The sequence below is a fragment of the Paludisphaera mucosa genome (genome assembly GCF_029589435.1).
In the GTDB taxonomy this organism is placed as follows: Bacteria; Planctomycetota; Planctomycetia; order Isosphaerales; family Isosphaeraceae; genus Paludisphaera; species Paludisphaera mucosa.
Genome location: NZ_JARRAG010000002.1, coordinates 2588850 through 2601538 on the forward strand (window position 1 = coordinate 2588850; position 12689 = coordinate 2601538).

Below are 12689 nucleotides of genomic sequence, written 5' to 3' on the forward strand. Positions count from 1 at the left end.
CCCTGCAAGCAGGAGAAGCGACGATGCAAGAGCTTTACGTGAGCACCGACGTCGAGTCCGACGGGCCCATCCCGGGGCCGCACTCGATGCTGAGCTTCGGGTCGGCGGCCTATACGGCCGAGAAGAAGCTGATCGCGACTTTCGAGGCCAATCTCCACACGCTTCCCGACGCCCAGGGACACCCCGACACGATGGCCTGGTGGAAGACCCAGCCGGAAGCGTGGGCCGCCCACCGCGTCGACCTGCGACAGCCCGACGAGGCCATGAGGGCCTACGTCGCCTGGCTCAAGGCCCTGCCGGGCAAGCCCGTGTTCGTCGGATACCCGGCCGGGTTCGACTTCGGCTTCATCCACTGGTACCTCGTCCGCTTCGCCGGGGAGTCGCCGTTCGGCTTCGCTTCCCTGGACGTCAAGTCGTACGCGATGGCGGTGCTCGGCACGAACTTTCGAGAAACGGCCAAACGGCGTATGCCGAAGGCGTGGTTCGACGAGGGCCTTCCCCATACCCACAAGGCGCTTGACGACGCAATCGAGCAGGGAGCCCTCTTCTGCAACATCCTGGCCGCCTCGCGGGGGGCCAAATGAGCGGCGGGCGGGTCCGGGGATCGCATGCGAGGAAATCGGCTCTGGCAATTCGCAGCCCTCGTCGTCGCCCATGATCATCTGGAGAAGATGGAGGTTCGGAGGCTTCTCGTCCCTCCAGGGTGAGCTAGTTCTTCAAGCTGCGTAGGTTCACGACCAACTCGTGGACCCTGGCGGCGTTGCGACGGAGGGCCGCGGCGACGTTGGTGACGCCCTGGAGGCGGAGCCAACTCACGGCGAGGTTCCGCAGGACGGCCAGGGCCTGGGGGCCGGAGCCGGTGCGGGTCCGGTTGGCGTCCTCGCCCAGCGTGACGTCGCGGACGTAGTGCAGCCCGTTCTCGATCGCCCAATGGCCCCGCGTCCAGGCCAGGAGCGTCGCGGCGTCGGCCCGGGATCGTGGGACGCTGGTGACGATGCATTGCACCTCGACCGTCGTCCGGCCCGCGGCCGTGATCGTCCGCTCCAGGCGGCCGACCTGGGCGGCGTGGGGCCAGTCGAGGTAGCCTCCCAGCATCGTCGTGACGGTCAGCCGTCGGCGTTCGACCCGGTCGCCGTGCTTGTCGACCGTGGTCGCCTCATCGCGCTCGGCGGCGGCCCGCCGCCGGGCGTAGGGGGGAAACCGGCGGCTCGCAGGCCGCCGCGACGTCCGCCAGGAGGGTCGGCTGGTTGGCGTCGACCTTCCAGAGGAAGTGGCCCCCGGCCTCGACGACCCGGCGGCTGAGGTCGCGTTGGCAGAAGGCGGCGTCGCCGGTGACGACGCGGCCCTCCAGGGCCAGCCCCTTCAGCAGTCGCAGGGCCGTCTTGTGCTCGTTGGTCTCGGCCGGGACGCGGGCCTGGGCGAGGACGCAGCCGGTGGCCTGGTCGAGGGCCGCCAGCAGGTGGACCGCCGGGGCGGCGCCCCGACGGCTCCCTCGCGAGGCCTTGCCGTCGATCGCCACGGCCCGCAGGCCGTCGGGGTCGACGTCGGGCAGGACGTGGTCGACCCAGCGGGCGACGGCCGCCTCGAAGGCGTCGGCGTCGAGCCGGAGGAAGACCTCGCGGACGGCGCCGTAGGAGGGGGGCCGACGCAGATAGCCCAGGCGGTGCATCAGCCCGATGGGCTGGTCGCGGCCCCACTGCGCGATCGCCGCGTAGCCGCGGCAGCCGCAGAGGATCGCGCAGCACGCGTGGGCGAGGATCGCGGCCAGGGGATGCCGCCGCCCCGACCGCTCGCGCGGGTCGGGGACCTCGGCCAGGAAGTCGTGCAGGCGCAGCGGGCGTCGGTCGTCCATCGGCGTCGACTCCAAAAAGTCGACAGCCTACCACAAATTAACGAACCGACTCACCCTGCTCGTCCCTCAACGCCTCTTGCCGAAGTCCTTCATTGCAGCTATTCTTATGAGCTTTCTTCCGATTCTCACCGCCTGATCGCGACGACGGGCCCGGCCGGGCTTCGATACGGCGTTCGGGCTCACCCTCCTCGCCCGCCCCAACCGCGAGACGAATCCCCCGATGATCCGATTGGTCAACGCCCACAAGAAGTTCGGCCGTCAGTCGATCTACGACGGCATCGACGCCTCGATCATCCGGGGCGAGCGGATCGGCCTGCTCGGGAAGAACGGCGCCGGCAAGTCGACCTTGTTCAAGGTGTTGATGCGCCAGGAGTCGCTGGACTCCGGCGAACTGCTCCGCGACCGCAAGTGCTCGATCGGCTATCTCTCGCAGGAGATCCACCCGCTCCGCGAGGGGACGGTCTTCGAGAACATGCTGCATCATCTCGGCCCCTGGACCGAGGCCGACCTTCGGCTCAAGGCGGTCGTCAAGGGGCTGGAAGCGGGCGACCCGCAAGCCCTGGACGACTACGACGACGCGATGGAAGCGTTCGTCTCCGCCGGCGGCTACGAGATGGAGGCCCGCGCCAAGGCGATCTTGCTGGGACTGGGCTTCTCGGTCGCCCAGCTCGACGCTCCGGTCGCCACCCTCTCGGGCGGCTGGGCGATGCGGTTGGCGCTGGGCGGCCTGCTCGCCTTCGACCACGACATCCTGCTCCTCGACGAGCCCACCAACCACCTCGACCTCCTCAGCGTCAAGTGGTTCGAGGAGTTCCTCCGCTCCTACCCCGGCGCGATCCTGATCACCTGCCACGACCGCGATTTCCTCGACCGGGTCATCACCAAGACGTTCGAACTGGAGCTGGGCAAGCTCTATTCCTACGCCGGCAACTACTCGGCCTACCTCCCCCAGAAGGAGCACCGGCTGGCGGTCCATCAGGCGTCGTTCGACACGCAGCAGAAGAAGATCCGCCAGATGCAGGACTTCGTCGACCGCAACCGCGCCAACGCGGCGACCGCCGGCCGGGCCCAGAGCCGGCTCAAGGCGATGGACAAGGTTGAGCGGATCGACGCGCCTCAGTCCGACAACTCCTCCGTCCGGATCCGTCTGCCCGAGCCGCCTCGGAGCGGCCACGTCGTCGCCAAGTTCGTCGACGTCGACTTCTCCTACGGCGCCAAGGCGGTCTATCGCAGCCTCGCACTGGAGATCGAGCGGGGCGACAAGGTTGTGCTGGTCGGGCCCAACGGCGCCGGCAAGACGACCCTCATGAAACTGCTGGCGGGCGTCCACACGGCGACGGGGGGCGAGGTGGCGTTCGGCAGCAACGTCGTCGCCACCTATTTCGCCCAGCACCGGGTCGAAGGCCTGAACATGAAGGCGACCGTGCTCGCCAACCTGCGGGAGGTCCATCCCGGCGCCAGCGAGGGCGCCTTGCGGCAGATGCTCGGCGGCTTCCTCTTCTCGGGCGACGCCGTCGAGAAGCCCGTCGGGGCGCTCTCCGGCGGCGAGAAGACCCGCCTCTGCCTGGCGCGGATCCTCACCGTCCCACACAACTTCATCATGATGGACGAGCCCACCAACCATCTCGACATCGACAGCCGCGACGTGCTCGAGGAAGCCTTGGACGAGTATTCGGGGTCGCTCTGCTTCATCTCGCACGACGAGCACTTCATCCGCGCCGTGGCGAACAAGGTGATCGAGGTCGAGTCGGGCAAGCTGACGGTCTACCCCTGCGACTACGAGAAGTATCTCTACGCCAAGCTCAAGCGGCAGGAGCCGGACAGCCCCTTCGCCGTGCTCACGCGCAGGGTCAAGCCCAGGGCCGACGACTCCCCCGACGGCGCCAAGCCCGGCGCCGGCCGCCGGACGTCTTCGGTCGCCTGAGCCGCAACATCCTCGAGCGGCCCCCTGAAAGGTCGAGCGTCGCCGCGAGGTTGAAAGGGGCGGGGTCGAGGCTGGGAAAGCTCCGGCCGTGCATCGTTGAAAGATGTCGATGTCTTGGTCTATTCGCGCACGCCTTCAGGGCGGTTTCGCCCTCTCTTCGACGCGCCGACGATCCGTCGACGTCTGCCTCCCGGCGGCTTCCAAACTTCTCGGCCTTGGTGGTTGCGGCTGAGTGCGTTCCGGACGGCCTCTCATGCCAAGGCCGTCCTGCATTCAAACGCTCGTCTAGCTCAGCAAGTTTGGTGGATTTTTTCCACAGCCTCCAGGTCGTCGATCCTCCGATTATGCTTCGCAACCTCGGAATCCGAGGGCGTCTCGATTTCGGACGTAAGACAGGTGCCATCCTCCTCGTCTTCGCGCAGCGCGTCCTAGGTGTCGTCGACCTCGACAGCCGGCCGACCGTCACGCCGGTCAGGCAGCCCGGCGAAATACCATCATCGAACGATCAGTTCGGCGAGGGTCAATCCCTGTGAAGGGACGGGGAGGCCCCGAGTGCGCCCCGCATGGGCCAGCCATCCAACGACCAGTCGGTCGCACTGCGCTTTCCGTCTTGCGTGCCGTGAAGCCCGAGATCGCAGTCCGACCGTCGAGGCTGATGATGGCTTGCCCGCTGGCCTTGCACGGGCGATCCGAAGGGAACCGGCGCACGAGTCGGGGCTTGTTGGACGATCCCCTCGGTCGCACCAAGACGGTATCCCACCACCTCGCCTCCAGGTCTGGGACGCTCCGCTTACCGCGGTTTGCCCCGGGATGGCATACAGCCCCGAGTGACGGAACCAGCCGGCTATACCGCTGGGCGTGACATGATCGAGGGCGTCGGCCACGGCCTGATGCAACGCCGGGGTCGTCCGCGCGGCGGCTCGCCGCAGACTCTCTTTGATCTTCGACCACATCTCCTCGATTGGGTTGTAGTCGGGGACCTTCGTCGAGTAGCCGCCGCGCGACCGGCCGAAGGCAAGCGCCTCGCCCCCCCCCTTTTTTCGCGCCGCCCCGGCGGCGTGCTGATGGGCTCGGACGACCGTCGAGTCGATCATCAGCCGCCGGGCGTCCCAGCACTCGGCCCGCCCGGCCATCAGGTCGAACAGTCTCTTGAGCCGCCCCGAATGGATCCGGCGGCGGAGCCGGTTGGAGACCGCGTCCCGGGCGCCGAACTCCGCCGGCGGGTCGCGCCAGGGGATGCCGGTCCTGGCCCGGTAGAGGACGGCCTCGAAGAATATGCGGTCGGGCGGCTCCGGCTCCGGGCCCGGCTTCGAGCGGCAGCTATCCACCATCGGGCCGAGGACGGCCCGGATCTGGTCGGCGATCAGGTGTCGCATGGCGGCGTCGGCCCCTCCCGGGTCGTGGTCCGCCGTAAATCCTCACCGGATCAACCTCCAGGCAGTCCACAAGCCCTAACATAGCGACGGGTGGCAACGACGTGGGCGGGCTACACAGGGCCATGGCCTACCTGGTCTCGGGGCGTATGCCTCAATCAAGGGCCGTGCCGAACCACGCCTCATCGGGCCAGGAGCCCTCGTTCAGCCGGTCCGAATCCCCGGGTCAGGTTGGAGCGCAGAAGGTAGCCCAAACAAGTGCCCTTTTTTTTGTTGATCTCACCAGGATGTCGCGATACACTCCCAAACGCGAGGCGATATAAGCCAGACCGTTCTTAATCTGGCAGACAGAGAAGCCATCCTTTCTGGTTGCTTCACGTAGCAGATGACCGTCGGGGCGCTCGCCCATTACTCGTAAGCTCGGCGATGAACCGCAATCGGGCTGTCCGAGCGGAATATGCTTGGAGATCGTCTAGGTCGATCAATTCAGGCCCGAAGTCCACGACCGGCCCACCGACGCTGACGCGAAGGCGTGGGTCAGGCTTGCGCTTTGCGCCACAATCGGGTGCCTGCCGAGGGAGAAGAACGGACATGAAATCGACGCGGCGGGCGGGCATGAGGATCAGAGCGGCCGGCCGCATCGTCGTACTCGCATCGGTTCTATCGACGATCCACGCGTCGCTGGGCTCCTATCCCCACCAGTTGGCCTATTTCAATCCGCTCCACGGAGGTTTGCACAGCGGGCATGAGCGTCTGCTGCACAGCAACGTCGACTGGAGGCAAGATTGGCTTCTCTGTCAAGCTTACCTGTTCGGCAGTCCAAGAATATTTCCACATAACTACTCGTACATTTATGTTGCTGAAGACGAGGCGGCCATACTTTGCGACGATTTCCGAGGCCTGGCTGATCTCCGCATGATGATCGCTTCCGTCCCACCCGCGACTCCGTTCGGGCTGTGCGTCGGCAGAACGGTCGCAAGCCAGGTTCTTCAGGGTATTCCGACTCCGTCCTTGAGCAATAGTATCAGGGAGTGCATACGACGGGCGGAAAGATGCACCGCGATTACTCCGGCGGTCTTGCTATTCCACTGCCGTACCCCCAACGCAAATTAGATGCAACTGTTCGCGTTCTCCCCCACAGCTTCAGGAGATCTTCACGTGAAGCTCCAGCTCTCCTCGCTCTTGTCGTACGGGCTGATCGCCGCCTCGCTCGGAGTGATGGCCTGGACCACCTCCTCGCTCGGCATCCATGCTTCGACGGCGCAGAATCGAGGGGCGGAGGCCGGTGCGGATACGGTGCTACTGCTCGGTGACAATCCGTACAAGATCTCGTTCGACCCGGTTCGAGTAGATCCGCCATGGGATCCAGCGGAGATGGAGAGATTCCTGGGATGGATCGCGGACCCAATAGAGACCGACCCAAGAAACACTTCGCTCAGCCGCATGTCGCACGCGGCGCGACTGCTATCCCTGTCCGGTCGCGACCCTGCTTGGCTGAAGAGGGAACGAAAGACCTATGTGACGCGCGTGAAACTCCCGAAGCAATCGATCTGGCGCACTTGGCGGGGCCTCGAGGTGGCTGAGTCTGCCGAAGGAAAGCCAACCGAGCACCGCGACCAGACGCTTGCCGCGCTCGCCGAATCCGGAGTTCCACTCAGCGCCGTGATCGAATCCGAGGATGGAGACTTTCACGTCTACGACCTCCTCCGGACCTCCTTGCATGAGTTCCATCTGGATCAAGAGGAGATATCCTGGACGGCGGCGGCCTACATCCGCTATCTCCCCCCCCAGACGACCTGGCAGAACCGTTACGGCGAACAATTTTCGTTGGACCACCTCGCTGAAGAGATGCTGCGGCGGCCGCTCCCTCGGGCGTCCTGCGCGGGGACCCACTTGGTCATGGTCCTGACTGAGTTCGCGAAAGTCGATCGGGGCCTCGGGATCTTAAGCTCGAACGTCCGAAGTCGGCTCGTCGCGTATCTTCGCAGCAAACTCTCTCAGGCGGTCGACTCTCAACTGGACGATGGGTCTTGGACGCATTGTTGGTCGCCTTCCGATCTCGTCGAAGGCCTCGACGTCTTCACGCCGGCAGATACCGACGTCAACCGGGTCACAGCGACGGGACATCTGCTCGAGTGGTTCCACCTCCTGCCCGAAGACCTGAAGCCGCCGGCCCGAACCGTCGAAAGCGGGACCGTCTGGATCCGCTCGATTCTTCGCTCGACGCCCAAGGAAACCGTCGCGGAGGCGTTCTGCCCGTACACACATGCCATCGTGTCTCTCAACCTCGCCGCTCCCCCCCCGACGCGATAGTGTGGCATGTGTGGGGGAAGGCGCACCTGCACCTGAGTGTCGTGGAGGATACCATGAAGCTGTTGGCGACTCTCGGCGTCTCTTTGATCGTCGGCCTGGGCGCGATCTGTATGCAAGGCAGCAGACTGCCCGGCCGCGAGGTCAGCGCAAGCGAAGCTTCCCGAATCATCGGGGGCGCCTGTGGAAATTACAAGGAAACCAGCTGCGGAGGCTGCACGGGCAACAAGCTCACGACTGGGTCCGCGCCGGGCGACCAGAACGATTCCGGTTGCTCAGGCAGCTGCGCTGGCAAGGGGGTCATCTCGGGCGTGTGCGGTTAAGAGTTGAGCCGATCCCTTCTCCGGGCCGCTCGGGAACGAGCGGCCCGGACATTCGAAGCGTCATTCATTCCGTGTTCAAGGAATGCTCGATACGCCGACGGGTTCCACATATCGTCGCCACGTTCGACAGGACTCGATTCGAATTCTAGATGGACACCGAGGAGCTCATAGCTCACGGAATAGCATGCGTTGTGGGTCGCCGTATCTCCGGCGTTTTGACATCGAGCCAAGGGAGGAGATGACCCATATGGCTGGACGGATCGAGGTCGAGGCGCCCGCAGGAAGCCGGTTCCCTAGGACGTCCGCGATGTGGATTCCTTTGGCCGCTTTCGCACTCCTGACCCCACTTCGAGCAGACGAGGTGACCCAGGCTTACGCCGAGGCGGAGCAGGTGAGCTGCGGACCTCGGACTGTATTCTCCTTGGCAAGAATGCTTGGATGCAATCTGGATTATGATGCGGTACGGGCGGAGTTTCGATTGGCGGAAAATGGATGTTCGGTACAAGATGTCAGGGGCGCGTTATTGAACTACGGAGTGGCATGCACAATCCGTCGCCTGGACCCCACCCAGCTTCTTTCGACGTCAACTCCGCTAATTGCACACATGAGGCCCCAGGGCACCGACGGCCATTTCATAATTGTAACTCGGATCGATAAAGAAGGCGTCGAGACCTTCGACCCGATGGTGAATCAAGACAAACATTGGAAATGGCGATCGTTTTCGGATTGGTGGAGCGGATACGTCGTCGTACCCGACCCTTCCCTGATCAATCGGGGGACAGGACCCATGATCCTTCTGCTTGGGATGCATCTCCTCGCGCTCGCGGTGCTGCTGATTTCGGTCATGAGATCCCTCTCGCCGTCGTCTCGGCCCGTCGGTTCAGGCCGTCGGGTGGCGATCAACATCCTGATCCTACTGGCTTTCGGGACCCTTGGGAGTCCCGTGACCGCGGCCGGGGCCGACGAGACAATCCGTTCGAACGTGAATGACGGGAGAAATGCAGCCGGCCTCCTTGCAGGTTTATACGGCACGGATATCCTTTCGAACACGATCGTTCGTGACGAAGTCTGCAGTACGCTCGCCGAGGTCGCCTCGCTCCTCTCCAAGCACGGCATCAAGGCTCGCGCTCGGCAGGTCGATTACGAGGACTTGATGCACCGGACCGGACCATGCATCGTTCCGCTCAGATTTGGCAGGACCGACGCGGCCACGCTTCATGTTTTGATCCAGGCGAACTCCGATGTGGTGACCACGGTTCACGCCGGACCGCTTCTTGTGTACACCTTTCCTGTCGATGAATTCCGGAGACGTTGGACCGGCCACGCGCTCATCCCGACAAGGCGTGTTCCTCGGACGGTCTACTGGGCGGGAGCCGGGGCACTGGCACTCCCGCCGGTCGCCTATGTGCTTGGCCGCAAGTTCATCGTTCGCTCGCGAGGAGCGTCGGGACAGGACGTCTGATCGGCCGACCGAGGCTGGGGAAGCGGTAAACGCCATCCGGCGCAATCAAACACCCAAGAGACCTCAATGGCGATGGACCGTTACGACCACAACGGTTTCTCCACCTCGTATCCAGCGATTGTGCCGTGGGTCGCTCCCTCTATTTTAGCAGCCGACGCCGGCATAACTCGGTCCTTCAAGGCATGCTCCGGCACCCCGATCATTTCAAAGTCGGGCGAATCCTCCCGTCTTGCCATCGTCCTTGAGCGCCGCACGACCGCTTCGTTGACCGCCCGAGCGAGCGATTCGGCGATGTACTCATAACTCCTTTCGAACTGGCGAAGGAATTCGAGATGGTGCTTCTTTCATTGATCCTGGGGGCCCTCACGCTACAACCTTCCGGCACGCGAGACGGGATCGGCTCATCGACGATCCCGGAGAGGATTCGGGCCGCTTTGGCAGCGGGGGCCGACAATAGCTTCTCCGACCTGGAGATCAAGGGATCGATGAACAGACGGATGCTCATGCCGTCTCGGAAAGTCCTCGAGACCCTGGGCACTCCCGAGTCCGAATCGGAGTTTACACAGCAGATCCGATTTGAATTGATGTTCAAGGGCGTCAGTTATCGAGAATCGTTGCGCTATCCGCCGGGCAAGTACCATTCGGGCGAGGACGTTCTGGAGACTTCCTTCGATGGGGCGAAATTCTTCGTGGGCCGGTTCGACCCCCAAAACAAGAGCAACCCCGGTTCTCTCATCGTGACCACTCCGGCGCTCAGCGAGGCTGAGAGCAAGCTGAATCGGACGGTCACGAGCTGGACGAGGAGCGATCTGTGGTATCTGCTCGAAGCCGGCTTCGATGGCCCGACCCAGGGCACCACCATGGGACGGCCGGTCAGATCGCTCGTCCTAACCCGCGCCGCCGCCGGCAAGGTCGTGTCCGTGCGGCTCATGGGTCGGGAGTCCGAAGAACTGGTCGAGGTCGAGATCCAATATCCTGAGCCTTGGCAGAGCAGTGGGACCTATCCGATCGAGACGGATCCGAGCTTCGATGATCTGCTGAATGGCACGGATAAGCTCCAGATGAGAAAGGAGCGACAACGTCGTCAGCTTGTAGGCGAAGAACGCCTGTGCCGATTCTTGCTCGACGGCAAGCTGGGCTTCGCGGTGCGGGAACGATGGGAATTCCGGAGGTCGAACGGCTTGTTGATGTTCCATTCGACGAGCTCCGATTTCGTTGAGCTCGAGCCGGGTGGTCCGTGGTTGCCGAAGCATTGCGACGTGAAATGCCATGCGGACCTTCTGGCCCCCCTTCATATCTCGTCGGAACCTCTTTATGCAACGGTGATCGATGTCAGTGAGATCCGGAGGATACCGGCGGGTCGAGATGAGTTCAGCCTCTGGTATGGCGCCCCCGGGATGATGATCCAGGATTACACGCGACCGAACTCTTCCGTCTCCACCCCTCATCAGTACACCGTTACGTCCTCGTCTGAAGCTCTGGACAAGAGACTGGGCACGACCGGCTCGAAACAGGCACTAATCCTGCTCGCCAACGTTCTCATAATCTGCGGCATTGCATTGTATGCGTACGTCAAGTCGCGAAAGAAGCGCTGACGTCCCTCGAGGGTCGCGGCTGTTCGTTCGGAGTTGAGCCGCATTCGCGTCGAGCTTTCATGGTACTCCTACGTTTGCGAGGCGGGCTGATGCCTTGGACCTTGATCTGGTCGTTCTGCGGCTTCGTCGGCCTCATCCCGCAAGCGGATTCCGCCTCCGCCCTCGCGGTGGGAGGCCGCCGACCGATGACGGCGGCCTCGCTGGCCCAAACGCTCATCGATCAGCATGATGACCTCTTCGCCTTGGCGTTGGTCTACCAAGAGGCGCCTGGCAGCCGACGCCCGGGCCGGCTGGAGGGCGCCTATCTACGACGACGCTTGGCGGCGAGTCGACCCGGGTCGTTCATCCGGGACAACGCCCATGGTCACTCCAGGCTCAAATGGTCGGACGACCCGATTCGGAAGACGTTGCTCGTCACCCCGAACGAGTCCGTGATCCTAGAGCACCTGAATCGACTCCTCGTCGACTTCGAGAACACGCGATCGAATGGGGCCCTTTCGACGATCCAAGAGGAGATGATCTTCGAGGTCCTCTGTTGGTGGCCCTTCACGAGCTGGCCCGCTCCGAAGAACTTCGGTCGGCCCTTCGCGTTGAATCCTCTGTTCAAGGAAGGCGACCTCCGACTCCTCCCGCGGATCGAACGGATCCAGTCGCGGCCGTGCTACGTTCTCGACATCAAGGATGTCGTCACATTTTGGGTCGACTGCGAGCGCCCGCGGTGCATCCTCAGGAAAGACGTTTACAACCCGCGGACGAACTCGGTGGCGTCTCGTTACGAGATGGATGATCACCGAGAAGTGGGGGATGGCATCTGGATCCCCGGACGTTTCAGGAGCATGCAATTCGATTCGAACGCACAGTCGCCTCAGCTTCGGGAGAGGTTGGTCATCGACGCCGCGTTCCTGATCGACGATGTGGAAGTCAACGACCACGTCCCTCCCGAGACCTTCCGACTGAACCTCGAGCCGGGGACGGTCCGCAGGGTCGTCTCATCGAACGCGGAGCGATTCGATCCGGTCAGCGACGGGCAGGGTTTGCATTTGATCTCGATCTTGAATTGGTCCCGGGCGGTGGCAGCCGCCAAGAAGGCGGGGACCGATCCCGGCTTCGAGGGTCGCCTGCCCCTGATCCTATCCGTCGTCGCGGTCGGTGGAGTGACGGTCGCCCTCCTATTGGCGGCGCGCCCGTCCACCAGCCGAGCGGGGACCTTGAATCCGACAACGTTAGGCGCGAATACGCTCAAGCAAGGATCTTGCCAACCATGAAGCAATCTCCGCGCTCGTCGCGTCGGTCGACCGCTTCGAAGTCGGTGCCGGAACGCGGCTGATGCAACCGCGTGCTCGCGCATGTCCTGGTTAGGCTACCTCCATCCGTCAAATTCGGGTGCGGGACGGGCGGGAGGCCCTCCAAGTAGGACCTCGACGGGGCCCCCGGTGGACGGCTTCGCATCACGGGCCCCGGTTGTTCTTTGCTGACGCTAGTCGGGGTCGAGACTCGATGACGCGGGGATGCTTCTCGTCTCAAGATCAGAGTAAGGGCCGAGAGGCGGCCTGGGGGTCCTCATCGGAGCGACTCGAATGCCGCCGAAAGCCTCGTTTCATGCATCGTAGGAAAGGAAGGACGCTCCGCATGACGTTGAGGCCGGACCTCCCCACTCCGCACGCCGAACCGTCGGCACGCCAAGCCATCGCACAAGTGGACGGTAAGATCAGAGTATCCATATATTACTAAAAAGTCGATCCGGCCCCGTGTCGGCTACACAGTCGGCGATCCTACGATCGCGGAGATCCTTCAATGACTCCGACTCCAGCGCCGGCGATTTCTCGCGAGTCTCCGCGAGTCCGTGCGGA

8 protein-coding genes and 4 pseudogenes are annotated in these 12689 nt (G+C 63.6%); 8 read left to right on the plus strand and 4 right to left on the minus strand.

Annotated features, from left to right (window positions below; genetic code table 11):
• The first annotated feature begins 23 nt into the window (after positions 1-23).
• Positions 24-584, plus strand: a complete 561-nt coding sequence (locus PZE19_RS19615) for a 3'-5' exoribonuclease domain-containing protein (protein ID WP_277862296.1) — start codon at positions 24-26, stop codon at positions 582-584.
• Positions 585-708: 124 nt separating this feature from the next.
• On the opposite strand, the pseudogene PZE19_RS19620 reads toward PZE19_RS19615, so the two are convergent.
• Positions 709-1122 (minus strand): annotated as a pseudogene (locus PZE19_RS19620) (transposase); the annotation flags it as partial.
• Positions 1123-1156: 34 nt separating this feature from the next.
• Positions 1157-1852, minus strand: a complete 696-nt coding sequence (locus PZE19_RS19625; RefSeq protein ID WP_277862053.1) for an ISAs1 family transposase — start codon at positions 1850-1852, stop codon at positions 1157-1159.
• A 220-nt stretch (positions 1853-2072) separates the two neighbouring features.
• Here PZE19_RS19625 and PZE19_RS19630 point away from each other — a divergent pair, with 220 nt between their 5' ends.
• Positions 2073-3776, plus strand: coding sequence for an ABC-F family ATP-binding cassette domain-containing protein (locus PZE19_RS19630; protein ID WP_277862297.1), 1704 nt, complete (start codon positions 2073-2075; stop codon positions 3774-3776).
• A gap of 977 nt (positions 3777-4753) precedes the next feature.
• Here the strand turns inward: PZE19_RS19630 and PZE19_RS33360 are convergent.
• Both PZE19_RS33360 and PZE19_RS33365 read right to left on the minus strand, forming a co-directional pair.
• Positions 4754-4876: pseudogene (locus PZE19_RS33360) on the minus strand (IS5/IS1182 family transposase); the annotation flags it as partial.
• 51 nt (positions 4877-4927) lie between these two features.
• Positions 4928-5152, minus strand: a pseudogene (locus PZE19_RS33365) (transposase); the annotation flags it as partial.
• A 1155-nt stretch (positions 5153-6307) separates the two neighbouring features.
• Between PZE19_RS33365 and PZE19_RS19635 the strand changes: the two are divergent.
• The 6 genes and pseudogenes from PZE19_RS19635 (at position 6308) to PZE19_RS19655 (ending at position 12104) form a co-directional block, all read left to right on the plus strand.
• The gene (locus PZE19_RS19635) at positions 6308-7462 is read left to right on the plus strand and encodes a hypothetical protein (RefSeq protein ID WP_277862298.1); all 1155 of its coding nucleotides are present in this window, start codon (positions 6308-6310) and stop codon (positions 7460-7462) included.
• Positions 7463-7515: 53 nt separating this feature from the next.
• Positions 7516-7782, plus strand: coding sequence for a hypothetical protein (locus PZE19_RS19640; protein ID WP_277862299.1), 267 nt, complete (start codon positions 7516-7518; stop codon positions 7780-7782).
• A gap of 307 nt (positions 7783-8089) precedes the next feature.
• Positions 8090-8530: pseudogene (locus PZE19_RS33115) on the plus strand (cysteine peptidase family C39 domain-containing protein); the annotation flags it as partial.
• A gap of 39 nt (positions 8531-8569) precedes the next feature.
• On the plus strand, positions 8570-9244 hold the full coding sequence (locus PZE19_RS19645) for a cysteine peptidase family C39 domain-containing protein (RefSeq protein ID WP_277862300.1): 675 nt from the start codon (positions 8570-8572) through the stop codon (positions 9242-9244).
• Positions 9245-9576: 332 nt separating this feature from the next.
• On the plus strand, positions 9577-10839 hold the full coding sequence (locus tag PZE19_RS19650) for a hypothetical protein (protein WP_277862301.1): 1263 nt from the start codon (positions 9577-9579) through the stop codon (positions 10837-10839).
• 185 nt (positions 10840-11024) lie between these two features.
• Positions 11025-12104: a hypothetical protein gene (locus PZE19_RS19655; protein WP_277862302.1), complete on the plus strand. Its 1080-nt coding sequence runs from the start codon at positions 11025-11027 to the stop codon at positions 12102-12104.
• The last annotated feature ends 585 nt before the right edge of the window (positions 12105-12689 follow it).

Excerpts from the sequence above, each read along its gene's own strand:
- PZE19_RS19625 (WP_277862053.1), bottom strand. The coding sequence starts at position 1,852 with ATGGACGACCGACGCCCGCTGCGCCTGCACGACTTCCTGGCCGAGGTC.
- PZE19_RS19645 (WP_277862300.1), top strand. The coding sequence starts at position 8,570 with ATGATCCTTCTGCTTGGGATGCATCTCCTCGCGCTCGCGGTGCTGCTG.
- PZE19_RS19650 (WP_277862301.1), top strand. The coding sequence starts at position 9,577 with ATGGTGCTTCTTTCATTGATCCTGGGGGCCCTCACGCTACAACCTTCC.
- PZE19_RS19655 (WP_277862302.1), top strand. The coding sequence starts at position 11,025 with ATGACGGCGGCCTCGCTGGCCCAAACGCTCATCGATCAGCATGATGAC.
- PZE19_RS19615 (WP_277862296.1), top strand. The coding sequence starts at position 24 with ATGCAAGAGCTTTACGTGAGCACCGACGTCGAGTCCGACGGGCCCATC.
- PZE19_RS19630 (WP_277862297.1), top strand. The coding sequence starts at position 2,073 with ATGATCCGATTGGTCAACGCCCACAAGAAGTTCGGCCGTCAGTCGATC.
- PZE19_RS19640 (WP_277862299.1), top strand. The coding sequence starts at position 7,516 with ATGAAGCTGTTGGCGACTCTCGGCGTCTCTTTGATCGTCGGCCTGGGC.